Genomic DNA, 24,419 nt, shown 5'->3' with positions numbered 1-24,419 from the left:
TCTTTTGTTTCGCAAAAGAAGGCTGTTTTTTTTAAAAGATATAGCGTAAAGCAGGATATCGCTCCTAAAGAAATTATTGTATAACCTCTGGAATTGGCTCTCCACTTTTACCGCTAGGAAATGTAATTCCCAATAACGAACAAATGGTATTTGCTATATCTGGAATCTCAGTGCGTTTAACCGTTTGCCCATGATTTATTCCCTGACCAAAAAATAACAATGGCGCATGTGTATCGTAAGCGTAACCAGTTCCGTGAGTGGTTCCTTTACGCGAAGTAGAATTAATATATCCTGGACTCAAAGCTAGGAGCACATCTCCAGATCTATTGAAGTTATACCCCATTTGAAGCCTACTTGCCTGCCCTTTTGTGAACTCTTGATTTCTCATTGAAGTCCCTGTATAAGCTTCAGCTACGTTCTTGTAATTTTTTACTTCCCCTACAATAGCATTCTCAACCTCTTCTGAAGTAAGACCTAATTTTTTTATAAGCTCTTGATCTAGGAAAAGCTGCTCATTAGAGAAATTCTTTATCAACTTATCACTTCCAAACTTAGTGTTTAAAAATGCATTTAATGGGGTGTAAAACTCTTTCTTGCTGAAATTCCCACCTGGAATATTTTCAGCTTCTAAATAACTCGGCACTTCTACAGCAGCATGGTCGGAAGTTAAGAAAACAGTGTATGTTCCCTTTCCTACTTCTTTATCTAAAAAAGTAAAAAGTCTCCCTAAATCCTTATCTAATCTTAAGTAAGTATCTTCTGTTTCTTTTGCACTCACTCCAAAACGATGCCCAACATAATCGGTAGCCGAAAAGCTAACTGCTATGAAATCTGTAATCTTATCTGCCCCAAGGTTTTCACCTTTTATAGCAGCTTCAGCAAAATCTACAGTTAGAGAATTACCAAAAGGCACTCCTTTTAACAAGTCGAATTTCCCGTTATCATCCCATAATTTTGGAAGGTCATGAGGAAAAACTGGAGCTTCTTCTCCTTTAAAATACTGTTCGAAATCATTGTTGTCTGCAATACTTTCTGTGTAAGTATCTATATCGTAAAGTGGATTCCATACTTTTTTATATTTTTCTGCAGCATCAGATTTATTGAATTTCTCTACCCAATTAGGAAGCGCATCCATATAATAAGTACTGGTTACCCAATGTCCTTCATCTTTACCTTGAAACCAATATGCACCATCTGCTGCATGACCTGCTGGCAAAATAGAACCTCTATCTTTTAGAGAAACACCAATCACTTTTCCTTGAGAAGCAGTAGCTAATTTTAACTGGTCTGTCATTGTACTAGAAACCATTCTTCGAGGAGACATTTTTCCAGCATCTGTAACCGTTCCTAATGAATTTACAGTTTCATCTTCGGTACAATAAACAGATCTATCTTCATTTTTATCATACCAATCATTCCCAATTATACCGTGTGTTTTTGGCGTAGTTCCCGTGTAAACAGAAGCATGACCAGCGGCAGTTTTAGTAGGGATATAATTGAAATGATTATTCTTACAATTAAAACCTTCGTTTATCATTCTCTTAAAACCATCATCTCCGTATTTATCATAGAAGCGCACTAAATAATCGTATCGCATCTGATCCACAACAATACCTACAACTAATTTTGGTCTTGTAAAGGGTTCTTTTTCGGATTTCTGTTGAGCTTTAAGTCCAACAACACTAAAAAATAGCAAACCTGCTATAAGGACGTTTTTCATTTTAAAATACATTTTCCACAAAATTACAGATTTAAAATATTTAGAACTTTAAATCTAGGTTAAAAGAGATGTAATTTTATTTTTTTACTTTAGCTGTTCTATTTTTGATACATGATATACATAGAAAATATTGGTCGGTACTTTTTAATGTTAAAAGAAGTTTTTAGTAGGGCTACAAAATGGTCTATGCTGAAAAAGCTTATTTTTAAAGAAATTGATGACCTTATTTATGGCTCGTTAGGAATCATTATTTTTATTTCTTTCTTTATTGGAGGTGTTGTTGCTATACAAACAGCATTAAATATTGACAACCCTTTAATTCCTAAATATTTAATAGGATTTACAACTAGGCAATCGGTAATATTAGAATTTGCACCTACGTTTACATCCATTATTATGGCTGGAAAAGTAGGTTCTTACATTACGTCTAGTATCGGAACCATGCGAGTAACAGAGCAAATAGATGCGCTAGAAGTTATGGGTGTTAATTCTTTAAACTACTTGGTTTTTCCAAAGATAATCGCCCTTATGCTTTATCCTTTTGTAATCGCTATTGCTATGTACATGGGGATTCTAGGTGGTTGGTCTGCAGTTGTATTTGGAGGTTATAGCACGAGTGCAGAATTTATTAGAGGACTACAAGATGACTTTAATACGTACCATGTAGTTTATGCATTTGTAAAAACTTCGGTTTTTGCATTTATTCTTGCAACCATACCATCTTTTTATGGTTTTTATATGAAAGGCGGAGCTTTAGAAGTAGGAAAGGCAAGTACATCTTCTTTTGTTTGGACGAGTGTTGCCATTATTGTTGCCAATTATTTATTAACCCAAATGTTATTAGGATAAAATGATTGTAGTTGAAAATATACATAAATCGTTTGGTGATACTGAAATATTAAAAGGTATCTCTACTTGTTTTGACAAAGGAAAAACAAACCTAATTATTGGGCAAAGTGGTTCTGGAAAAACTGTTTTTCTAAAATGCTTATTAGGATTACATCACCCAGAAGAAGGGAATATCATATACAACGAAAGGATTTACGCTAATTTAGATGAAGACCAACGTACTAGCTTACGCCAAGAAATGGGAATGGTTTTTCAAGGAAGTGCCTTATTCGATTCTATGACCGTACAAGAGAATGTAATGTTTCCGCTTCGGATGTTCTCAAAATTTCCTAAAAATGAAATGAGCGATCGTGTAGACGAGGTATTAGCCAGAGTAAATTTAGTCGACGCACACAACAAATTGCCTTCAGAAATTTCTGGGGGTATGCAAAAAAGGGTTGCTATTGCACGTGCTATTGTAAACCGCCCGAAATATCTCTTTTGCGATGAGCCTAATTCTGGTCTTGATCCAAAAACGGCTATTGTTATAGATCAATTAATCCAAGAGATCACTCAGGAATTTGGAATTACAACCGTTATAAATACCCACGATATGAACTCCGTTATGGAGATTGGTGAGAAAATCGTTTTCTTAAAAAATGGATTAAAAGAATGGGAAGGCACTAATAAAGAGATCTTTAAGACAGATAATGAAGCGGTTACCGATTTTGTATATTCTTCAGATTTATTTAAAAAAGTAAGAGAGATTTATATCAAAGAAAATTAAAGCTTTTATTAAGATACTAAAAATCCACAAGTCCCCAAAGAAACAATTAGGTATAAAACGGCAAGTATAAAAAATACTTTTGCTGGTTTATTCTTCTTTTTATACAGAAGGCCCCCCCCTATTAAGGAAAAAAGGATCGCAGGCCCAAACATTATTATTGCAATGAATGTTACTATTCCATCATAACTTCCTTCTAAAAATATCATATCATTTCTTTTTTAAGTTCATTTAAATAAGCAACTTTATCATCTCGATAAAAAAGATTCATTGTCTCAAAAGGAATGATCTTGTAATCTTTGTTTACAATATGAACACAGGATTTTTTTACCGCACGGACATCAAAATTATAAGCATCGATAAATTGCATGATTATAACTCTAAATAGATTATCGTAGCCTAAATTTGGAGCATCTATATTTGGCAAACAACACATAATCGATTTTAAATTCTCTTCAGCCACTTCCACAGAATTCCCTGTACTAAAAAGTTCGATCATTTTACCTTGTAGGCTTTCATCTTGCTCATAAACAATAGTATTTTTACTGTTGTTCAGTAGATCTTCAGGATTTATATAGCGCGTTAAAGGAAAAACCTCTCCATCTAGCTTTAACGCATACCCCATTGCCAAAGCATCTGGATTGCATGGAACAGGAAGAATATCATCTTCATTAAAAACATCTGTTTGCTCTAAAATTTTTCTACGCACTTCCGTAAGTGTAATTCTATCTTTTTCTAAGTTAAAGTTCTCCAACCTTCCTGCGATCTGCGTAGGTTGAAAGGTAACTCCTCTTACACATTTTTGTTTCAAAGCATAATCTATAATATCTCCAACTTCTCCATCATTTAATCCCTTCTGAAGTGTTACAACTAATGTTGTAGAAAGATTCAGCTCATTAAGGTTTTCAATAGCTTGCTTGCGTATACTACTTAGCGTTGCTCCTCGCATTTCCTTTAGCACTTCGTCATCGAAAGAATCGAATTGAAGGTAAATTTCAAAGTCTGGAGTGTATTCTTTTAAGCGCTTAGCGAATTCTTTTTCCTTAGCAATCCTCAATCCATTTGTATTCAGCATTAAATGACGGATAGGTAAAGATTTTGCATAATCCATAATTTCAAAAAAATCTGGATGGATAGTAGGTTCGCCTCCACTTATTTGAACTACATCTGGATTTTTCTCATTAGCTACAACAGCATCCAACATTTTTTTTACTTCATCCAGTGTTCTGTGTCTTCCATAAGTGGGTGAAGAGCCTGCATAACACGTTGGACAAGTTAAGTTACACCGATCTGTAACTTCTACAATAGTTAAGCAAGAATGCTGTTCATGATCTGGACATAAGCCACAGTCATAAGGACACCCGTAATCTGTTTTTGTATTGAATTTATAAGGTGTTTCTGAAGGTTTATTATAATTCCGTAAGTTTTTATAATATGGAATATCATCAGCTATTAGCACTTTTGAAGAACCGTGTTCTCTACATCGCTTGAGCATGTATACATTTTCGTCTTCAAATACAATTTTAGCATCCACACGTTTTAAACACTCTGGACAAAGGCTTAATGTAAAATCGTAATATGTATATTTTCTAGTTGGCATAAAAAACTTTTTTTAAGGTGCTCCCATAATAAATAAAACACACAATACATAGGAGTTGAATACTGCTTAAACTTAAAACAAAAAATGTGTTTGGCTTTAGAAACTCTATAAAAAAACGAAAACCAAAATAAAGGAGCATAAAGTACTTAAATAACAATCCATTTTCGAGCTCATTCTTTTTTCTTGCTCTATAGAAAAAAACAAAGATTACTATCAGAAAAACAAGTTCATATAACGCAATAGGATGACGCATAATACCATCTCCTAAATTCATCCCCAAAAATGAAGTAGTTTGTTTTCCATAAGTAAACTCATTTACTCCACTTAAAAAACACCCTATTCTCCCTATAAATATTCCTAAAATTATAGGCAACACAAATAAATCTCCCGATGATTCTTTTTCGCCTATTATTTTCTTTGTTATCTCCACTCCTAACAAACCACCAAAGAGTCCTCCCATTATAGTTTTAATATTCATAAGAGATAAAATTTCTTTGAGGGAGTTTATTGCTACAGGATTTTCAAGATAGCCTATTAAACGAGAGCCTAAAAAAGCTCCAATAGCTGCTCCTAAAACAATTGAAAACCTATTGGAAGTATTAATTGAATCTTTTGTATTTCGTCTTAAATAAAGGTAATAACGAAAAGCTACAAAAAAAGCAATATACTCTAATAGCAAATGTATATTTATTTGTGTATTTAAAACTTCAAGTTCAAAAGGTAAGGATATCGGCATTTTTTAAAAATTCAACTAGTACAAAAGTTTCAACTCTTTTAAGTCAAATTCTTTAATGATGTTATCTTCCATAAGTACAATTAAACAACCATTTACTGCAACTCCTTTTATAAAGCCCATGATAAGTTCTCCATTGGCTAATTTAAATGTAGAGGGCTTATCTTTTCTGAATAAATGATTCTCAAAAGTCTCCTTTATTTTTAAAAGCGCTCTATCTACAACCCATGTTTCGTATTTTTTTATCATTTCTACGATTTTAGACATCACCTCTTCTTTATTATAATGGATTCCTGTAATACTTTTTAAAGAAGATGCATTGGTGACTCCATCAAAAGTAGTTTGGTTTAAATTAAGCCCTATTCCAATTATAGAAGCACTCATTTCACCATTTTTTATAATACTTTCAATTAAAATTCCACAAATCTTACTATTCACTGACAAAATGTCGTTAGGCCATTTTATCTTTAAATATGGAATTGCAAAATATGTTAACGCATCATATATAGCTAAAGAAACGGCCATACTCAGGTAAAATTGTTCATTCTTATCTAAGCACGTAATCTTTTTAAAAACGCTAAAAGTAAGGTTCTTTCCCGCTTCAGAAACCCATTGGGTCCCCATTTGGCCTCTTCCTTCCATCTGTTTTTCAGCCATTACTACGGTATAATCTTGCAGTTCTTTATGAGCTGCTAGTCTCCTTAAAAAGGAATTTGTCGAATCGGTGGCATCAAGTTTGATTAAATTCATAGAAATAACTACATTTATTATGTAATGTTATGTTAATTAGAATAGCACAAATTCTAAAAAAATAATAACTTTGTGAAAATAAAAATTTTTAATGGCAAAAACGAATAGTAGCACAGATCAATTAATAACATTTATCTTAAAAGGAATTGAAGAGGTTAAGGGTAATGATGTAAATATTTTAGACTTAAGGGATATTGAGAATACGGTTTGTGATTACTTTATAATCTGCAATGGTACTTCAAACACACAAGTAAATGCCATCGTAAGCTCCATACAAAAAGTTGTAAGCCGCGAGTTAAAAGATAAGCCATGGCACATTGAAGGTACAGACAATGCCGAATGGGTGCTAATGGACTATGTTAATGTTGTGGTTCATGTTTTCCAGAAGCATGTTAGAGAGTATTACGATATTGAAGGACTATGGGGAGATGCAAAAGTAACTGCAATCTCAAACTAGAAGTTACAATTTCAAGAGATTTTCAAAGCTTGAGAGTTACAAACACAATTTGAACACTCAATAGCAAAGAGATATAATGCCCAAAAGGGTTGAATAAAAAAATTAATGGCAAAAGAAAACAAGAACAATACAAGCCCAAAAAAACCTAAATTTAGTTCATACTGGATTTACGGAGCTATTTTAGTTATAATTATTGGTATGCAACTTTTCTCCGGAGGTAGCGGATGGCAAACTCCTCCTGATATTACTCCTGCAAAATTACAGCAGTACTTAAAGGATGGAGACGTTAGCAAAATCCAGATTGTAACTAACACAAGAGAAGCTGAAGTATTTTTAACTAAAGAAGCTCAAGACAAGGACATTCATAAAAGTGCACTTAGCAAAACATTGATTCCTTCTTCTGAGCAGATCCCTCAGTACCAATTAGAGTATGGGGATTTACAGAACTTTGAAAACGATATTAAAAACACAATCAAAGAAAACGATCTTTCTGCTTCTTTGGAATATAAAAAAGAGTCTAATCTCTTCGGAGAGTTGTTATTTTCTATCCTTCCATTTGTAGTAATCATCGGAATTTGGATTTTCTTAATGAAAAGAATGTCAGGTGGTGGCGCTGGAGGTGCTGGAGGTCAAATCTTCAATATCGGAAAATCTAAAGCTCGTTTATTTGACGAAAAAACAGATATCAAAGTAACTTTTAAAGATGTTGCTGGATTAGAAGGTGCGAAAGAAGAAGTTCAAGAAATTGTAGACTTCCTTAAAAACCCTGAGAAATATACATCTCTAGGAGGTAAGATTCCTAAAGGAGCTCTTTTAGTAGGTTCGCCAGGAACTGGTAAAACTTTATTAGCAAAAGCAGTTGCTGGAGAAGCTAAAGTACCTTTCTTTTCTCTTTCTGGTTCTGATTTCGTAGAAATGTTTGTTGGAGTTGGAGCATCTAGAGTTCGTGACTTATTTAAACAAGCTAAAGACAAATCTCCTGCTATCATATTCATTGATGAGATTGATGCCATTGGTAGAGCCAGAGGTAAAAATAATATGACAGGAAGTAATGATGAGCGTGAAAACACACTTAATCAATTACTAACAGAAATGGATGGTTTTGGTACCAATACAAATGTAATTGTATTAGCCGCTACCAACAGAGCAGATATTTTAGACAAAGCGTTAATGCGTGCTGGTCGTTTTGACCGTCAGATATATGTAGACTTACCAGATGTTAGAGAACGTAAAGAAATTTTTGAAGTTCATTTACGTCCTATAAAAACTGCTGAAGCTTTAGATGCTGATTTCTTAGCGAAACAAACACCAGGTTTTTCTGGAGCAGATATTGCCAATGTTTGTAATGAAGCTGCATTAATTGCTGCTAGAAATGGTAAGAAAGCAGTTGATAAACAATCTTTCTTAGATGCTGTAGATAGAATTGTAGGAGGATTAGAGAAAAAGAATAAGATTATAACTCCTAATGAAAAGAAAACTATTGCATTCCATGAAGCTGGACATGCTACAGTTAGTTGGATGCTAGAGCATGCAGCTCCTCTTGTAAAGGTTACTATTGTTCCTAGAGGACAAAGTTTAGGAGCAGCTTGGTATTTACCTGAAGAACGTTTAATTGTTCACCCTGAGCAAATGGCAGACGAGATGTGTGCTGCTTTAGGAGGTAGAGCTGCAGAAAAAGTTATGTTCGATAGAATTTCTACTGGAGCACTTAGTGATCTTGAAAAAGTAACCAAACAAGCTAGAGCAATGGTTACTATATATGGATTGAATGAGAAAATCGGAAACTTGACATACTATGATTCAAGCGGACAAACAGACTATAATTTCTCGAAACCATATAGTGAGGAAACAGCTCAACTTATAGATAAAGAGATTTCTAAAATCATAGAAGCCCAATATATAAGAGCTATCAAACTATTAGAAGACAACAAAGATAAACTTACAGAGCTTGCGGAACACCTTCTTGAAAAAGAGGTTATCTTTAAAGATGATCTAGAAAGAATTTTCGGCAAGAGACCTTTTGCTAAAGATGTTGAGGCAGCAGCGGCAGAAGAAAAATTATTAGATAAATAATAAACAACGGGGGTAATTATAAAATTTACCCCCGTTTTCTACGTTATACTTAATAATTTCATACTTTTATATTAAGGTATTGCATTAATTAAAATATTAACTGCCCCCATTAAATTAATAATGAGCTTATTTAAAAAACTTTTCGGATCTAAACAAAAAAAGGAAGTTTCTGGTAAAGGAACTGGTCAAAGGGGAGAGTTCATGCCCGAGATCAAACTTCCTACAGATGAGAAATTTACTATCAATTTCAAGAAAAATGGAGGTAAATTTCTGTATTGTGATTCCCTTGAAGAAATACATAATAGCTTTAAAAATATTCTTGCTGAAAATAACTGGTCTCCAGAAGAAGTATGTTGCATCGATTCTAAAGTTAGCAATGTCTTCAATCAATTTAATTTCAGTAATAACAGTAATTGTCAGGGTGCCACATTACTATTATCTCCATGTGAAAATCTAGTAGCAGATAACGGTGCTATTCTTATCTCTTCCAATCAGATAAAAGAAAGTAAGCTAAACGAGTTGCCAGATAATTTTATAATATTCGCAACTACTAGTCAGCTTGTTGACACTATTGGAGAAGGGTTGAGAGGAATTAAAAATAATAATAAGAATCAGATTCCAACCAATATCACTACCATAAAACACTTCAGCATTAAAGAAGAAAATGATTTTCTTACCTACGGAAGTAGTTCAAAAAACTTATATTTGCTCCTTCTGGAGGATCTATAAGATCTACATAACAGAAAACAGTATAAATTTAAACCCATCTATGTGAAAGAACTTTTAAAACGTGTCTTAACAGGTATTCTTTATGTTTTTTTACTTCTGTCAGCGGTATTTCTAAGTCATGATGCTTTTGACTTCCTCTTTCTTATTTTTGGATTAACATGCATATATGAATTCAAAAAAATAATAAGACTAAGAGGCTATGCTATATTCTTAGTTTTCTTAGGTGTTTGGTGGGTCTTCATATACCTTCTAGGCGTGTTAGAGCAACAAAATATACTTAGAATAATATTTTTAATTCTATGTATCACTGTGAATCTATCATTAGTTGCTAGATTATATTCAAAAGAAAAGCTTAACTACACAAATACTCAGAAATTTATAATTACACTATTCTATATTGGTGGAGGTTGTATCTTTTTAACGATGATTCCTTATCGTGCTGAACATTTTGTAGAATCCTTAATAGTTGGTATTTTTATACTGATCTGGGTGAACGATTCTTTTGCCTACCTCGTAGGAAAAAGTATTGGAAAACATAAACTTTTTCCAAGCGTGTCACCAAAGAAAACAGTTGAAGGTTTTATTGGTGGGCTTATATTTGCTTTAGGCGCAGCATATATATTATTTATATACAGCGGAGAACTCAATCTAGTACAATGGATGGTTTTAGCGCTTGTAGTAGTCGTTACTGGCTCTGTTGGTGACTTAGTAGAATCTAAATTTAAACGTTTAGCAGGAGTAAAAGATAGCGGTGCAATTTTACCAGGTCATGGTGGACTTCTAGACAGACTTGACAGCTTAATCTTTGCTGCTCCATTTGCATATTTAACACTTCAAATTTTTAATTATGTTTCATAAAGAGGGTCATAAAATAATAGCTATCACCTTTATTCTTATAGCTGCGGGAATCATAATATCCCAATTTTATATCGACATCTATTGGTTAAAAACAATAATCCAAGTAGCATTACTCCTTGTTCTTGTTTTAATACTACAATTTTTCAGAAACCCTACACGTCTTACAGAAATTAGCGATGAGAATATCATAGCTCCTGTAGATGGTAAAGTTGTTGTTATCGAAGAAGTATTCGAAAAAGAATATTTTAAAGATAAACGTATTCAGGTTTCTATATTTATGTCTCCAATTAATGTACACGTTACGCGCTACGCATTAAGCGGAAAGATTAAATTTAGTAAATATCATCCTGGTAAATTCTTAGTTGCTTGGCATCCTAAAGCCTCTGAAGAGAACGAAAGAACCACTGTTGTAATCAACAATCCTTCTTATGGTGAAATTCTATACAGACAGATTGCTGGAGCCTTAGCAAAACGTATTGTTAATTATGCCAAAGAAGGTGACGAAGTTATTCAGGGAACTGATGCTGGGTTTATAAAATTTGGCTCTAGAGTAGATTTATTTCTACCGTTAGGTACAGATATCAAAGTGGCGCTCAATGATAAAGTTAAAGGAGGCATTGATATAATTGCAAAATAAAAATGAATTCTGAAGAACTAAATAAAGAATTTGAAGAAGCTGTTAACCGAGTAAACAACTATGAGAGTTTATTTCCGGCTGACTTTCTCTTACGTCTTTATGCCTACTATAAAAAAGCAACCCAGAATAGTGAGCCGCCAAGCAGCAAACGATCTATTATAAATGCTTTTAAAGCTAATGCTCTATTCCAAGCAAGAGGGATGACTGAAGATGAAGCAAAAGAAAAATATGTAAAACTCGTTAAAGAATATTTTAACTATTAAATATAAAAAAGCCGCAAATTGCGGCTTTTTTATTGAATTTATGCCTGTTAGTTTATTATTTCAAACTAGTCAAGCTCTCTTTTAAGGTTTCTATTTTAGAAAGTGCATCTGCTTCTTTCTGCTTTTCTATTGCAACCACTTTTTCTGGAGCACCAGCAACAAAACGCTCATTAGATAACTTCTTCTGAACAGATTTAAGGAAACCTTCTGTATATTTTAACTCCTCCTCTATTTTCTTAATCTCCTCTTCAACATCTATCGCCCCACTTACCGGAATAAAATACTCATTAGATTTTACACGGAAAGATAAAGCACCATCCACTTTTGAAGAAACATAAGAAAGCTCATCTATATTTCCTAACTTACTTATAATAGTATCAAAAGTATTAGAGACCTCATCGTTATTAATTACAGAAAGAGAAATTTCGTTTTTAAAAGCTATATTCTTTTCCTTTCTAATAGTTCTAACTCCCGATATTACCTCAGCAGCAAAATCAAACTCTGCAATAATCTTTTCATCAGCTGTAGTTTGCTCAGGCCATTTTGCAACTATTAAAGCTTCTTCTGGCGTGCGCTCTGCCATTAATTGCCATATTTCTTCTGATAAGAATGGCATAAAAGGATGTAAAAGCTTTAAATTCTCTTCAAACAATACAATTACATCATTAAACGTCTTAGCATCAATAGGCTGTTGGTATGCTGGTTTCACCATTTCTAAAAACCAAGAACAAAAATCATCCCACACCAATTTATAAGTCGCCATTAAAGCATCAGAAATTCTATATTTAGAAAATTGCTCTTCTATATTTTTTAAGCTATCCTGAAACTTGTTTTTATACCAAGTAATAGCTGTAGCCGCATATTCTGGCTGCTCTATGTCTGCTACCTCCCATCCTTTTACTAAACGGAAAGCATTCCACACCTTATTGGCAAAGTTTTTTCCTTGCTGACATAGACTTTCATCAAATAATAAGTCGTTTCCAGCAGCAGAGCTCAATAATAATCCTACACGAACACCATCTGCTCCAAACTCTTCAATAAGCTTTAACGCATCAGGAGAATTTCCTAGCGACTTCGACATCTTTCTACGTTGCTTGTCTCGAACCAATCCTGTTAGATACACATTATTAAATGGTTTCTGATCACGGAATTCATACCCTGCAAAAATCATTCTTGCCACCCAAAAGAATAAAATATCTGGCCCCGTTACCAAATCGTTGGTTGGGTAGTAATATTCTATCTCTTTATTCTCTGGCTCCATAATACCATTAAAGACACTTATTGGCCATAACCATGAAGAAAACCACGTATCTAAAGAATCTTCATCTTGTTTTAAATCGGAAACCGAAAGACTAGCATTTCCAGATTTTTCTTTTGCTCTTTCTAGCGCTTCTTCTATACTTTCTCCAACTACAAAATCATTTTCTCCATCTCCATAATAGTAAGCTGGGATTTGATGTCCCCACCATAATTGACGAGAGATATTCCAATCACGGATATTCTCCAACCAATGACGGTATGTATTTTCAAACTTAGAAGGGAATAATTTAATTTCCTTATCAGTTAACACAGCATCAATTGCTGGCTTAACTAAATCTTCCATTTTTAAGAACCACTGATCAGAAAGTCTAGGCTCAATAACAGCCTTTGTTCTTTCAGAAGTTCCTACTTTATTGATATGAGTTTCTTTTTTTACTAAAAACCCTTTTTCCTCTAATTCTTTAGAGATTTCTTTTCTTACAACAAATCGATCTTTGCCTTGGTAATGTAGTCCATTACTATTTAAAGTAGCGTCGTCATTAAAAATATCGATTACTTCAAGCTTATGCTTATCTCCAAGATTTTTATCATTCTCATCGTGTGCAGGCGTCACTTTTAAACAACCTGTACCGAACTCAACATCTACATATTCATCTTGAATAATAGGAATTGTACGATCTGTTAATGGAACGATTGCCTTCTTACCTTTTAAATGCTGATAACGTTCATCATTAGGATTAATACAAATAGCAGTATCCCCAAGAATAGTCTCTGGTCTTGTAGTTGCAATGGTTACTTTCTCATCACTTCCTTCAATTGCATATTCTAAATAATAAAGTAATCCTTGGCGTTCTTCATAAATTACTTCCTCATCAGAAAGTGTTGTTTTAGCCTCAGGATCCCAATTTACCATTCTATAACCACGGTAAATCATTCCTTTATCATGTAAATCAACAAAAGTTTTAATTACAGACGCTGACATATCGTCATCCATAGTAAACTTAGTACGATCCCAATCACAAGAACATCCTAATTTTTTTAATTGATCTAGAATTACACCACCATACTCATCTGTCCAATCCCAAGCGTGTTTTAAAAACTCATCTCTCGTAAGATCCTCTTTACTAATCCCCTGCTCCTTTAGTTTCGCAACTACTTTTGCTTCAGTAGCGATAGACGCATGATCTGTTCCAGGCACCCAACAAGCGTTTAAGCCTTTTAAACGGGCTTTTCTAATTAACACATCCTGAATAGTATTATTCAACATATGCCCCATATGTAATATTCCTGTGACGTTTGGTGGCGGAATTACAATGGTATATGGTTCTCTTTCATCTGGCACAGAACGAAAATAACCGTTCTCAGACCAGTAGTCATACCACTTGTTCTCAACCGATTTGGCATCATATTTAGATGGAATATTCATATTTTGGAACACTTTTTGGATTAAGACTGCAAAAGTAACTATATCCGCAAGATTATAAAAGACAATCGATAAATTTTGCTGGTTACTTAAAAGTAGTTAAATTTGATGTTCACTTAAATCTGAAAAATGATGAAAAAATTAATTATGCTTTTATTTGTTGGAGTTATAAGCTTTGCAGCTACAGCTCAAGACAAAACGGCTAAAATAGAATTTAAACAAGATGTGATCGACTACGGTGAGATCGCTAAAGGGAGTGATGGTGTACGTGTATTTGAATTCACTAATACTGGAGCTGTGCCTTTAGTTGTTACTAATGTTAGGTCTAGTTGTGGATGTACAATCCCTAAAAAACCTAAAGGACCTGTAGCTCCTGGAGAAACTGGAGTAATTGAGGTTAAATATGACACAAACCGTGTTGGACCAATTAGAAAAACTATTACAGTAGAATCTAATGCTGCAACACCTACTGTAGCTGTTAAGATTAAAGGAACTGTACTTGCTAATAGCTCGGGAAAATAATTTAAACTTTTAGTTTAACTATTACAAAAGCGATTTCAGAAATTGAAATCGCTTTTTTTTATGCCTACTTCAATAATTACAACACCTTCATTAACTGAAAAGCAAACTTCAACTCTGACCCGTTTCTATCTACCGTTACAATTACTTTTTTCCCTACTTTTTCATTTATCATCTCACTCACCTCTTGTAAAGAATACTCATGCACTTCTCTATTATTAACCTTCATAATCACATCCCCTGGGCGTAAACCTACAATCTCAGCTGGACTTCCCGCTCGTAATTCTGCAATCTCTAAAGCTGGATGAAGTTTAAAATCATACTCCCCATGTAAATAGATTTTCTTTCCATTGTCAGCAAGGTTGTTAGCTTCATTAACCATAGCTTTCACCATTCTTAGTCCGTTATGCTGCAACTCAATTCCACTCATATTATATTTAAAAGGATCTTTAAAATTTCCGTTTTTCTTAAAAGTTATCTTTCCTCCGGGATAATCTAATACTAAATCAAACCGCCTTAGTATTTCGGAACCTATAGATCCATTTCTATCTCTCAATGAAGTGAGATATTTCAATGCTGTAGCATCAGGATAAGCGACTTTAGCTTCTTTTAGCTGAAAATCGCCCAAAGAAAATCGTTGAATTCTAGCTCGCTTGCCATGTATTTTTCCACTGAGACCAAACCCTAAGAAATCATCGAAAAATTTAAGAGGTCCTGAAATTTCTTTTTCCGTATTTTGAAAGAGCCAAATAGCATCGCAACTACCGGTATCTAAAAGTAATTTTACTTTCTTTTTATCCAAAGAAGTAAATTGTTTTATATCTGCATACACATAAGCCTTACTATCTTCAAGCTCTAAAGGTAGAGTTTCACACTTTCTACAGTTTTTATAATTATAAGAATCGACATTACTAAACTTAATTTTTTCTGAAGAATAGTCAATTTCAACAATAAAATTTTTCAGTAAGTCGTAACCAATAATCCCATGCACCTTATAACCTATCCGAGGCGAAAAATTTATATTACTATCAGATATAAGATAAAAGTCCTGACTATAATTAAATACATTCCCTAGCTTAAAAGTATTGCCTTCAGAATGGAGTGCATTTATAGGATCACCGCCTCCTAACCCACGAATGTGGATTTCCTTGGTGTTTTTAATCTGTATAGAATCTTCTGGAGTAATATTGAAGAGAATTGGCTTGTTAACTCCAGTATCTAGAATAAATGAGAGTTCCACACCATTTACTTCTATGGGCAATATGATAAGATTATTTACAAAGTCAAATCTTATTTTTTCGAACTTCTCATTATCTTTCAAAGAGAAGTTACCTTGACCATAAGATATAAAGCAAACGATGAATATTGATAAAACAAAACTATGCTTTAACCTTTTCATCTCCCTAAATTTGTTGTATTCTTATAAATTTAATAAAAAAAACGTTTCCCTTCATTAAATTTAACATGTAACACTCTTAAGAAGAACCTTCTGTTTATAAGGAATTATAAAATATATTTCGCAAATTTGCAGCACATAAAATTTGAGATATGCCAACAATTTCTGAGAAAGGTATTAAAATGCCTGAGTCCCCAATAAGAAAGCTAGTTCCCTTTGCAGAAGATGCTAAGAAAAGAGGAGTAAATGTATTTCACTTAAATATTGGACAACCCGATATTAAAACCCCACAAGTAGCTCTTGATGCTGTTAAAAATAACACGCTAGAAATACTTGAATATAGTAGAAGTGAAGGTTCTGAAGAATATAGAACAAAATTAGCTAATTATTACGGCGGAAGAGATATCGATGTAAATCCGAACGAGATAATTATTACTACCGGAGGCTCGGAAGCACTTATGTTTACCATGGGTACGATTACCGATATTGATGATGAAATTATTATTCCTGAACCATTTTATGCCAATTATAATGGTTTTGCAACTGCTTCTGGCGTGAAAGTTGTTCCTGTGGAGTCTAAAATTGACAATAACTTTGCTTTGCCTCCAATCGAGGATTTCGAAAAGCTTATCACTCCAAAAACAAAAGCTATTTTAATTTGCAACCCAGGGAATCCAACTGGATATCTTTATACCAAAGAAGAGATTCAAAAATTAGCAGTAATTGTAAAAAAACACGATTTGTTTTTAATTGCTGATGAAGTATATCGTGAGTTTGCATATGACGGCGCAGAGCATTACTCTATATTACAAGTAGAAGGATTAGAAAAAAATGCAATCGTAGTCGATTCTGTTTCTAAACGCTACAGTATGTGTGGCGCACGTATTGGCTGTATGATTTCTAGAAATAAAGAAGTTATGACTACAGCTCTAAAATTTGCACAAGCAAGGCTGTCACCTCCTTCTTTTGCTTTAATTGCTAGTGAGGCTGCTTTAGACACACCTCAAAGTTATTTTGATGAAGTAATTGAAGAATATGTAGAGAGAAGAGATCTTTTGATTTCTGAACTTAATAAGATCGAAGGTGTTACTGTAGCAAAACCACAAGGAGCTTTTTACTGTATCGCTCAGTTACCTGTGGAAAATTCTGATGACTTTGCACAGTGGCTTTTAGAAGATTTCCAATTGGAGGGAGAAACTGTAATGGTAGCTCCTGCAGCTGGCTTCTACTCTACTCCTGGAATTGGAAAAGATCAGGTTCGTATTGCTTATGTATTAAAGAAAGAGAATCTAATTAAAGCAGTTTCTATCCTTAAAGAAGCTTTAAAGCAATACAATGCATAAAGAAAATACCATTGCTCACAACATTTCATTAAAACCATACAATACGTTTGGAATAGATGTAGATGCAAAAAATTTTATTACTGTTTCCTCTGTTAGTAAGCTTAAGGAAGTACTCTCTTTAGAAGAGTATCCTGAGAAATTTATTTTAGGAGGAGGCAGTAATATGCTTTTAACTAAAAGTGTTGAAGCATTGGTAATACAGCTTAATCTTAGAGGAAAAGAAATTCTTGAAAAAGATGAGGATTACACTTATATAAAAGTACAAGCAGGCGAAAATTGGCATGAATTTGTTTTATGGGCAATAGATAATAATCTAGGAGGGATTGAAAATCTATCTTTGATTCCTGGGAATGTTGGCACTGCTCCAATACAAAATATTGGCGCGTATGGAGTAGAACTTAAAGACGTTTTTTATTCATGCGAAGCGTTAAACACAAAAACGTTAGAAACCAAAGTTTTCTCTAAAGAAGCATGTGAATTTGGCTATCGAGATTCTTACTTCAAAAACAACAAAGGATTATATATTATTACGTCTGTTACTTTTAAATTGAAATCGGAACCTAAAAATATAAATATCTCTTATGGAGCGATTGAAAGTGAGCTTGAGAAGCAAAATATTACAACTCCCTCTATTAAAGATGTTTCTGATGCTGTTATTAGCATTCGTAAAAGTAAACTCCCAGACCCTAAAGAGTTAGGAAATAGCGGTAGTTTTTTTAAAAACCCGATTATTAGTGATGCAGATTTCAAGGAACTTCAACAGAAAAATCCCGCTGTTCCGCATTATATAGTTTCTTCTTCTGAAATAAAAATTCCTGCAGGTTGGTTAATTGAGCAATGTGGCTTTAAAGGAAAAAGATTTGGAGATGCTGGAGTTCATAAAAACCAAGCACTTGTTCTTGTTAATTACGGAAATGCAACAGGAGAGGAAATATGGAATCTAGCTCTTAAAATACAAAAAAGCGTTAAAGAGAAATTCGGTATCACTATCGAACCCGAAGTTAATATTTATTAATTGCCATCTATAAAATATACGTACATGTGTATTTTATCGTTTTAATTAATAAATTTGAGCCCCATAGATTTTTAAGATATAACTTCTGTGGAAATCTTTATTATATGTTACAAGCATAAATTTACATGAGTCAACTTCTTGAAAAAAATATAATTACACTTCTAAATGAAGGAGATGAAAAAGGCATGTCTCTTTTATATGAGTATTATGGTGATACTCTTTTTGGAGTTGCGCTTAAGATCACTAAAGACGAGGATTTAGCCAAAGATGTTCTTCAGATAAGCTTGATGAAAATCTGGAAAAAAATTGACACTTACGACGCTAAAAAGTCAAAACTTTTTACGTGGATGTTTCGAATTACTCGAAATACAGCAATCGATAAAATAAGAAGTGTAAATTTAAAAGGCAATCAGGAAATCCAAATCGAAGTTTCAGACGTATATAATTTAGGAGTTGAAAGTGTAAACCCAGACCATATTGATATTAAAAAGCATTTAAGTACGCTCGACGATAAATATCAAATAGTAATGGAAGCCTTATTCTTCCAAGGCATGACTCAGCAAGAAGCCAGCGAAGCATTAGACATCCCTCTAGGAACTATCAAATCCCGACTCAAAATTGGACTTAGAGAGTTAAGACGAATCTATGATCCTGCTATAATAGCTATTTTGTTTTATTTGATAATTCAGTAAAGCCATGAAAGACGAGATAAAAATATTTTTAGAAAGTGATTTGTTAGAACGCTACATGATAGGCGAAACAACTCATGAAGAAGAAGTTCGTGTTGAACATTATCTTGACACGTACCCAGAAGTACAACAAGAATATGAAGTACTCCAAGAAAATTTGGAACTCTACGCTAAGGCACATGCTAAACAAGCTCCTATCAGCGTAAAAGAGGATGTACTGGCTCAATTAAAATCTGAGACAAAAGAACTCAACGCACCAAAGAAAGGAATTCCTTGGTATTTTGTAGCTGCTTGTATTACTACTTTCCTCTTTGGAGCCACTACAATTACTCTTTGGAAGCAAAACAAATTATTATCAAACGAGAAGAGCACAATTGCAACTCAAATTGATAACCTTAAAAGCGATATCATAAATACCAACTCTAAGTTGGAAAATATGAAAAGTAAATATGCTGTTCTTAATGATCCTGAAACACGTAAATATGTGATTTATGGTAATGAACGTGCAAAGAACTTAAGATCTGTAGCATATATAAATCCTAAAGAAAAAATTTCGGCCATCAATGTATTATCAATGCCAAAACTCCCAGAAGATAAAGAGTTTAAAATGTGGGCAGAGGTAAATGGAGAAATGGTAAGCTTGGGTGTTTTAGAAAAGGCTGACAGAAAATTAATGTCGTTACCATTTCAAGACAATGCATCTAACTATAAAATAACTATAGAATCTAAAGGAAATAATGATTTTGCCTCTATAGATAGTGAGGTTGCTAATATTAAAATTGAAGAAGACGAATAGCATAAAGCACATATAAAAATTGATAAACCCCTTAACTAAAACTTAAGGGGTTTTATTTTTAAGATAGCTTTATACCTATTTATACTGATGTTTTGTACCTTTGTAGTGACTTTTTCGAGGTGAAATGAAATGTTCGCAAACCTCATACGTCTAACTACATAAAGAAAGTAACAAGAAATGAAACTTTTATTAATTAGTATTGTATTATTAGGTTTAGCTTTTGCTGGAATTGCAATTAAAATCTGGGGTAAAAAAGATGGTAAATTTGCTGGAACATGCGCTAGTCAATCGCCATTTTTAAACACAGAAGGAGAAGCGTGTAGCTTTTGCGGAAAAATGCCAGATGAGCAAGATTGTAAAGCTGAAAACAAGCAAAAGTAAATTCTAGCTCCCATTATATTTAGATCTTTTGATTGATTCTTCTTAAGAATTTTGTTGTATCCTTCTTATTACCATTATCAATTTATTATCTTTATTAGGAACGAAAAAATAAAATTGTATTGCAAGAAACAACCAAACACATCCAAGAATATATTAATCATGCGAAAGAAGGTGATCAAAAATCATTTAGCTTTCTCTTAAATAAATTCTGGGTAGATGTTTATAGCTTTCAATTATTGCGTACAAGAAATGAAAATGAAGCTGAGGATATTACTATCAGAACTTTCTCTAAAGCCTTCGATAAAATAAATACGTATAATGAGGACTATGAATTTAAAACATGGCTCATTACAATCTCCAAGAATGTACATATAGATTTAGTTCGAAAGAAAAAATCTGAACTGTCGCATAAAGCTTTTCAACAAGAAGAAAACAATATTTATAATCTTGCTGATGATACTCCTACTGCAGAAGACAATTTAATTACAGAACAAAATCTTGCCACCCTACTTCAGCACATAAAAAAACTAAAACCTCATTATCAACAAGTAATAAACTTAAGATATTTTCAAGAATTGTCTTATGCTGAAATTGCTAAAGAATTAAATGAGCCACTCAATAATGTAAAAGTAAAACTCTTAAGAGCTAAAAAATTACTTGCTGAAATAATACATCAGAAAAAGAAATAATATTTTATTATTTTCACCCCGAAATAATCAGTAAGCAACCAAATTACCAACTTGAAAGACTTTCTTAAAAAACTAGGTCCAGGACTATTATTTGCTGGAGCCGCTATTGGTGTATCACATTTAGTACAATCCACACGCGCCGGAGCTGATTACGGCTACGGATTATTATGGGCACTTCTATTAGCTCATCTTTTCAAATATCCATTCTTTCAATACGGACCTCGTTATGCAATGGCTACTGGAGAAAGCCTTTTAGATGGCTATAAAAAACTTGGCAAAGGTGTATTGTATATCTATTTTATACTGAATCTAGCCACTATGTTTACTATCCAAACAGCAGTAACCATTGTAACAGCTGGATTAGCTTCTAACTTATTTGGTATTTCTGCCGACCCGATACTATGGAGTATCGTCATTACAATTATCTGTATTACCATTTTAATTTTAGGGAAGTACAAGCTCCTAGACAACCTTATGAAGGTTATAATTACGATGCTCACAATTTGTACACTAACTGCGATAATTTTAGCAGTAACAAGAACTACAGAAACTATAGATTTCACTCAAATATTACCTACAGAAGCTACAGGCTTGGCATTTGTAATTGCCTTTATGGGATGGATGCCCGCTCCTTTAGATATTTCTGTTTGGCATTCTTTATGGGCTATCGAGAAAAAGAAAACTTTAAAATCTTATAAAACAAAGCGATCCATAACCGATTTTAATATTGGGTATTTAAGCACTATAATTCTAGGTGTATTCTTTCTTAGTCTTGGGGCTTTAGTAATGCATCAAACGGAAGAGCAGTTTAGTAGCGGAGCAACGCAATTCGCTTTTCAGTTTATAAATATGTACACCGAAACTTTAGGGCCTTCAACCTATTATATTATTGCAATTGCTGCTTTTACTGCCATGTTTAGCACTACACTAACTACATTAGATGCTTCTCCACGAGCTATGACAAAAAGTACAGCGCTTTTATTTAATATTAAAGGGAAGCATGTTTCTATAAGCTGGATTATTATTCTTGCTATCGGGACAATTTGCATATTGCTTTTTTTAATGTCTGAAATGAAAACACTAATAGATATTGCCACTATTTTATCTTTTGTCACTGCTCCATTTTACGCAATTATAAACTACAAATTAGTAACCTCTAAACATATGCCTAAAAAATGGAGACCAAGCAAAGGCATGCACTTTTTAAGCTGGGCTGGAATTGCTTTTTTAGTAGGTTTTTCTATTTGGTATCTTACCACACTCTAAAAACAAATCCCCTATTCATAATTAAATTATGATCACTTAATTTTCAAACTTAACTTCGTATCTTTGTCATCTAAAATTTCGATATGAGTGTAGATACTGAAAGTAGCATTGCTCCTCCTAAAAAAGGAAAACCAAAATGGTTACGAGTAAAGTTACCGACTGGAAAGAAATATACAGAGTTAAGAGGTTTAGTTGATAAATATAACCTTCATACTATTTGTACCTCTGGTAGTTGCCCTAATATGGGAGAATGCTGGGGTGAAGGAACTGCAACTTTTATGATCCTAGGTAATGTTTGTACAAGGTCATGTGGTTTCTGTGGTGTGAAAACAGGGAGACCAGATACTATTGACTGGGAAGAGCCTGAAAAAGTAGCTCGTTCCATCAAGATAATGAGCATAAAGCATGCTGTTATAACTTCTGTAGACCGTGACGATTTAAAAGACATGGGATCTATTATATGGGCAGAAACTGTTAAATCTATCCGTAGAATGAATCCTACTACCACTCTAGAAACGCTAATTCCAGACTTTCAAGGAGTAGAACGTAATATAGATCGAATTGTAGAAGTAGCTCCAGAAGTTGTTTCTCATAACATGGAAACTGTTAGAAGATTAACTCGTGAGGTTCGTATACAAGCTAAATACGACCGTAGTCTTGCTGTTTTAAAATACTTAAAAGATCAAGGAATTAATAGAACTAAGTCGGGAATAATGCTTGGTCTTGGTGAAAAAGAAGATGAAGTCATCGAAACATTACACGATCTAAGAAATGCTAATGTAGATGTAGTAACTATAGGTCAGTATTTACAGCCTTCAAAAAAGCATTTACCTGTAAAACAGTTTATTACTCCAGATCAATTTAAAAAATACGAAGAGATTGGTTTAGACTTAGGATTCAGACACGTAGAGAGTGGAGCTTTGGTAAGATCTTCTTATAAAGCGCATAAACACCTTGAATAAATAATTCTTAAAGACAATATTGTCAAAGAATTTATCTGAAACATTTTCAATCTAAAATAAGATGTAAGATTAGATTTAAAAGATCAATCCTTACATGATTATATCGGTAATAACATATTTTATAAAATAATTAAAATTCACTAGATTATATAAATCTTGGAATTTACCCTTTGCAGGGATAGAATAAACAATTTTGGGAAAAACAAGAATTGCCATTAATGGCTTTGGAAGAATAGGACGTACAGTTTTTAGATTACTTTTAGATCATCCAGAATTAGAAGTAGTTGCTATAAACGACCTTGCGGACGCAAGAACTTTAAGCCATTTAATAAAATACGACAGTATTCATGGCGTTTTACACGAAGACGTTCAATACGATAGAGATCATATTATTGTAAACAACACTTCTTTTCCTTTACTGAATTGTAAAACTTTAAATTCTATCAATTGGCAACCATTTAATGTTGATATTGTAATTGAAGCCACTGGAAAATTTAAAACTAGAGATCAGTTACAGCATCATATTATTGGCGGAGCAAAAAAAGTAATCTTATCTGTTCCTCCTGATGATGAGTCTATAAAAATGGTTGTTTTAGGAGTAAATGAAGGCATTCTGGACGGAAGTGAAGACATTATTTCTAATGCTTCTTGCACTACCAATAACGCAGCTCCGATGATAAAGGTTATAAAAGAGCTATGCGGAATTGAGCAGGCTTATATAACCACGGTACACTCCTACACTTCAGACCAAAGTCTTCACGATCAGCCTCACCGCGATTTACGAAGAGCTCGCGCCGCAGGACAATCAATCGTTCCTACAACAACGGGTGCTGCAAAAGCTTTAACAGGTATTTTTCCTGAGCTTAGTAAAACCATTGGAGGATGTGGAATTCGTGTTCCCGTTCCAGATGGATCTTTAACAGACATTACATTTAATGTAAGTAAAGAAACTTCTATTGAAGAAGTTAACGAAGCATTTAAAAAAGCTTCAGAAGGTTCATTAAAAAATATCTTGGCATACACAGAAGATCCAATTGTATCTGTAGATATTATCAACAACCCTTATTCTTGTACGTTTGATTCCCAAATGACCTCGGTTATTGGTAAAATGATCAAAATAATTGGTTGGTATGATAACGAATACGGATATAGCAGTCGGATTATCGATTTAATTCAACTTATTAAACAGAAATAATTATATTTACTGCATAGCACTTATGTAATTATGCGCTTTGTAGCCCTCTTAAT

The 24,419-nt window shown here is 33.5% G+C and carries 25 protein-coding genes; 18 read left to right on the top strand and 7 right to left on the bottom strand.

What is annotated here, in order from left to right; all coding sequences use genetic code 11:
* Positions 1-73: 73 nt before the first annotated feature.
* Positions 74-1,720: an alkaline phosphatase PafA gene (gene pafA, locus JM658_RS13695; protein ID WP_236959843.1), complete on the bottom strand. Its 1,647-nt coding sequence runs from the start codon at positions 1,718-1,720 to the stop codon at positions 74-76.
* 111 nt (positions 1,721-1,831) lie between these two features.
* Between pafA and JM658_RS13690 the strand changes: the two genes are divergently transcribed.
* A complete protein-coding gene (locus JM658_RS13690; RefSeq protein ID WP_236959842.1) occupies positions 1,832-2,569 on the top strand; it encodes an MlaE family ABC transporter permease in 738 nt (245 codons plus the stop codon).
* A gap of 1 nt (position 2,570) precedes the next feature.
* On the top strand, positions 2,571-3,335 hold the full coding sequence (locus tag JM658_RS13685) for an ABC transporter ATP-binding protein (protein ID WP_236959841.1): 765 nt from the start codon (positions 2,571-2,573) through the stop codon (positions 3,333-3,335).
* A gap of 8 nt (positions 3,336-3,343) precedes the next feature.
* On the opposite strand, the gene JM658_RS13680 is transcribed toward JM658_RS13685, so the two are convergent.
* The 4 genes from JM658_RS13680 to JM658_RS13665 are packed head-to-tail and all read right to left on the bottom strand — an operon-like array spanning position 3,344 to position 6,415.
* Positions 3,344-3,541, bottom strand: a complete 198-nt coding sequence (locus JM658_RS13680) for a hypothetical protein (RefSeq protein WP_236959840.1) — start codon at positions 3,539-3,541, stop codon at positions 3,344-3,346.
* Positions 3,538-4,932, bottom strand: coding sequence for a radical SAM protein (locus JM658_RS13675; protein ID WP_236959839.1), 1,395 nt, complete (start codon positions 4,930-4,932; stop codon positions 3,538-3,540). Before JM658_RS13675 ends, JM658_RS13680 begins: the two co-directional genes overlap by 4 nt.
* Positions 4,922-5,668 (bottom strand): prolipoprotein diacylglyceryl transferase, encoded by a 747-nt coding sequence (locus tag JM658_RS13670; RefSeq protein ID WP_236959838.1) that lies wholly within the window; start codon positions 5,666-5,668, stop codon positions 4,922-4,924. Before JM658_RS13670 ends, JM658_RS13675 begins: the two co-directional genes overlap by 11 nt.
* Before the next feature lie 15 nt (positions 5,669-5,683).
* A complete protein-coding gene (locus JM658_RS13665; protein ID WP_236959837.1) occupies positions 5,684-6,415 on the bottom strand; it encodes a biotin--[acetyl-CoA-carboxylase] ligase in 732 nt (243 codons plus the stop codon).
* Positions 6,416-6,506: 91 nt separating this feature from the next.
* Here JM658_RS13665 and rsfS point away from each other — a divergent pair, with 91 nt between their 5' ends.
* The 6 genes from rsfS (at position 6,507) to JM658_RS13635 (ending at position 11,432) form a co-directional block, all read left to right on the top strand.
* Entirely contained in the window at positions 6,507-6,872 is a 366-nt protein-coding gene (gene rsfS, locus JM658_RS13660) for a ribosome silencing factor (protein WP_236959836.1), read from the top strand.
* Between the two features lie 105 nt (positions 6,873-6,977).
* Positions 6,978-8,945: an ATP-dependent zinc metalloprotease FtsH gene (gene ftsH, locus JM658_RS13655; RefSeq protein WP_236959835.1), complete on the top strand. Its 1,968-nt coding sequence runs from the start codon at positions 6,978-6,980 to the stop codon at positions 8,943-8,945.
* A gap of 120 nt (positions 8,946-9,065) precedes the next feature.
* Entirely contained in the window at positions 9,066-9,674 is a 609-nt protein-coding gene (locus JM658_RS13650; protein ID WP_236959834.1) for an LUD domain-containing protein, read from the top strand.
* Positions 9,675-9,716: 42 nt separating this feature from the next.
* Complete coding sequence (locus tag JM658_RS13645; protein WP_236959833.1) at positions 9,717-10,532, top strand: phosphatidate cytidylyltransferase; 816 nt, start codon at positions 9,717-9,719, stop codon at positions 10,530-10,532.
* Positions 10,522-11,169: a phosphatidylserine decarboxylase family protein gene (locus JM658_RS13640; protein WP_236959832.1), complete on the top strand. Its 648-nt coding sequence runs from the start codon at positions 10,522-10,524 to the stop codon at positions 11,167-11,169. Before JM658_RS13645 ends, JM658_RS13640 begins: the two co-directional genes overlap by 11 nt.
* A 2-nt stretch (positions 11,170-11,171) precedes the next feature.
* Positions 11,172-11,432: an acyl-CoA-binding protein gene (locus JM658_RS13635; RefSeq protein WP_236959831.1), complete on the top strand. Its 261-nt coding sequence runs from the start codon at positions 11,172-11,174 to the stop codon at positions 11,430-11,432.
* 55 nt (positions 11,433-11,487) lie between these two features.
* Here JM658_RS13635 and JM658_RS13630 read toward each other — a convergent pair whose 3' ends face one another.
* The gene (locus JM658_RS13630; protein ID WP_236959830.1) at positions 11,488-14,118 is read right to left on the bottom strand and encodes a valine--tRNA ligase; all 2,631 of its coding nucleotides are present in this window, start codon (positions 14,116-14,118) and stop codon (positions 11,488-11,490) included.
* A 129-nt stretch (positions 14,119-14,247) separates the two neighbouring features.
* Here JM658_RS13630 and JM658_RS13625 point away from each other — a divergent pair, with 129 nt between their 5' ends.
* Entirely contained in the window at positions 14,248-14,637 is a 390-nt protein-coding gene (locus JM658_RS13625) for a DUF1573 domain-containing protein (RefSeq protein ID WP_236959892.1), read from the top strand.
* A gap of 76 nt (positions 14,638-14,713) precedes the next feature.
* On the opposite strand, the gene JM658_RS13620 is transcribed toward JM658_RS13625, so the two are convergent.
* Positions 14,714-16,033: a PDZ domain-containing protein gene (locus JM658_RS13620; RefSeq protein ID WP_236959829.1), complete on the bottom strand. Its 1,320-nt coding sequence runs from the start codon at positions 16,031-16,033 to the stop codon at positions 14,714-14,716.
* A gap of 149 nt (positions 16,034-16,182) precedes the next feature.
* Between JM658_RS13620 and JM658_RS13615 the strand changes: the two genes are divergently transcribed.
* The 9 genes from JM658_RS13615 to gap all read left to right on the top strand — a co-directional run bounded on the left by JM658_RS13615 (position 16,183) and on the right by gap (position 24,366).
* Positions 16,183-17,373 carry a pyridoxal phosphate-dependent aminotransferase gene (locus JM658_RS13615; RefSeq protein ID WP_236959828.1) on the top strand — a complete coding sequence of 397 codons (1,191 nt, stop codon included), beginning with the start codon at positions 16,183-16,185 and terminating at the stop codon, positions 17,371-17,373.
* Complete coding sequence (murB, locus tag JM658_RS13610) at positions 17,366-18,388, top strand: UDP-N-acetylmuramate dehydrogenase (protein ID WP_236959827.1); 1,023 nt, start codon at positions 17,366-17,368, stop codon at positions 18,386-18,388. The genes JM658_RS13615 and murB overlap by 8 nt, the downstream gene beginning before the upstream one ends.
* A 125-nt stretch (positions 18,389-18,513) precedes the next feature.
* Positions 18,514-19,080: an RNA polymerase sigma factor gene (locus tag JM658_RS13605; RefSeq protein ID WP_236959826.1), complete on the top strand. Its 567-nt coding sequence runs from the start codon at positions 18,514-18,516 to the stop codon at positions 19,078-19,080.
* A 4-nt stretch (positions 19,081-19,084) separates the two neighbouring features.
* On the top strand, positions 19,085-19,873 hold the full coding sequence (locus JM658_RS13600) for an anti-sigma factor (protein WP_236959825.1): 789 nt from the start codon (positions 19,085-19,087) through the stop codon (positions 19,871-19,873).
* 177 nt (positions 19,874-20,050) lie between these two features.
* Positions 20,051-20,254 carry a membrane or secreted protein gene (locus JM658_RS13595; protein WP_236959824.1) on the top strand — a complete coding sequence of 68 codons (204 nt, stop codon included), beginning with the start codon at positions 20,051-20,053 and terminating at the stop codon, positions 20,252-20,254.
* Between the two features lie 119 nt (positions 20,255-20,373).
* Entirely contained in the window at positions 20,374-20,943 is a 570-nt protein-coding gene (locus JM658_RS13590) for an RNA polymerase sigma factor (protein WP_236959823.1), read from the top strand.
* A gap of 51 nt (positions 20,944-20,994) precedes the next feature.
* Positions 20,995-22,209, top strand: coding sequence for an Nramp family divalent metal transporter (locus tag JM658_RS13585; protein ID WP_236959822.1), 1,215 nt, complete (start codon positions 20,995-20,997; stop codon positions 22,207-22,209).
* 83 nt (positions 22,210-22,292) lie between these two features.
* Entirely contained in the window at positions 22,293-23,171 is an 879-nt protein-coding gene (gene lipA, locus JM658_RS13580) for a lipoyl synthase (protein ID WP_236959821.1), read from the top strand.
* A gap of 193 nt (positions 23,172-23,364) precedes the next feature.
* Positions 23,365-24,366, top strand: coding sequence for a type I glyceraldehyde-3-phosphate dehydrogenase (gene gap / locus JM658_RS13575; RefSeq protein ID WP_236959820.1), 1,002 nt, complete (start codon positions 23,365-23,367; stop codon positions 24,364-24,366).
* Positions 24,367-24,419 lie beyond the last annotated feature (53 nt).

Source organism: Joostella atrarenae, from assembly GCF_021764745.1.
Lineage (GTDB): Bacteria > Bacteroidota > Bacteroidia > Flavobacteriales > Flavobacteriaceae > Galbibacter > Galbibacter atrarenae.
The sequence above is the reverse complement of the archived record's forward strand: the minus strand, read 5'-3'. Positions and strand labels throughout refer to the sequence as shown.

Coding starts and splice junctions, on each gene's coding strand:
- JM658_RS13675 (WP_236959839.1), bottom strand. CDS start 4,932: ATGCCAACTAGAAAATATACATATTACGATTTTACATTAAGCCTTTGT.
- ftsH (WP_236959835.1), top strand. CDS start 6,978: ATGGCAAAAGAAAACAAGAACAATACAAGCCCAAAAAAACCTAAATTT.
- JM658_RS13690 (WP_236959842.1), top strand. CDS start 1,832: ATGATATACATAGAAAATATTGGTCGGTACTTTTTAATGTTAAAAGAA.
- pafA (WP_236959843.1), bottom strand. CDS start 1,720: ATGAAAAACGTCCTTATAGCAGGTTTGCTATTTTTTAGTGTTGTTGGA.
- JM658_RS13615 (WP_236959828.1), top strand. CDS start 16,183: ATGCCAACAATTTCTGAGAAAGGTATTAAAATGCCTGAGTCCCCAATA.
- JM658_RS13605 (WP_236959826.1), top strand. CDS start 18,514: ATGAGTCAACTTCTTGAAAAAAATATAATTACACTTCTAAATGAAGGA.
- lipA (WP_236959821.1), top strand. CDS start 22,293: ATGAGTGTAGATACTGAAAGTAGCATTGCTCCTCCTAAAAAAGGAAAA.
- JM658_RS13630 (WP_236959830.1), bottom strand. CDS start 14,118: ATGAATATTCCATCTAAATATGATGCCAAATCGGTTGAGAACAAGTGG.
- JM658_RS13680 (WP_236959840.1), bottom strand. CDS start 3,541: ATGATATTTTTAGAAGGAAGTTATGATGGAATAGTAACATTCATTGCA.
- murB (WP_236959827.1), top strand. CDS start 17,366: ATGCATAAAGAAAATACCATTGCTCACAACATTTCATTAAAACCATAC.
- JM658_RS13650 (WP_236959834.1), top strand. CDS start 9,066: ATGAGCTTATTTAAAAAACTTTTCGGATCTAAACAAAAAAAGGAAGTT.
- JM658_RS13595 (WP_236959824.1), top strand. CDS start 20,051: ATGAAACTTTTATTAATTAGTATTGTATTATTAGGTTTAGCTTTTGCT.
- JM658_RS13640 (WP_236959832.1), top strand. CDS start 10,522: ATGTTTCATAAAGAGGGTCATAAAATAATAGCTATCACCTTTATTCTT.
- JM658_RS13670 (WP_236959838.1), bottom strand. CDS start 5,668: ATGCCGATATCCTTACCTTTTGAACTTGAAGTTTTAAATACACAAATA.
- JM658_RS13685 (WP_236959841.1), top strand. CDS start 2,571: ATGATTGTAGTTGAAAATATACATAAATCGTTTGGTGATACTGAAATA.
- rsfS (WP_236959836.1), top strand. CDS start 6,507: ATGGCAAAAACGAATAGTAGCACAGATCAATTAATAACATTTATCTTA.
- JM658_RS13635 (WP_236959831.1), top strand. CDS start 11,172: ATGAATTCTGAAGAACTAAATAAAGAATTTGAAGAAGCTGTTAACCGA.
- JM658_RS13600 (WP_236959825.1), top strand. CDS start 19,085: ATGAAAGACGAGATAAAAATATTTTTAGAAAGTGATTTGTTAGAACGC.
- JM658_RS13665 (WP_236959837.1), bottom strand. CDS start 6,415: ATGAATTTAATCAAACTTGATGCCACCGATTCGACAAATTCCTTTTTA.
- JM658_RS13620 (WP_236959829.1), bottom strand. CDS start 16,033: ATGAAAAGGTTAAAGCATAGTTTTGTTTTATCAATATTCATCGTTTGC.
- JM658_RS13625 (WP_236959892.1), top strand. CDS start 14,248: ATGAAAAAATTAATTATGCTTTTATTTGTTGGAGTTATAAGCTTTGCA.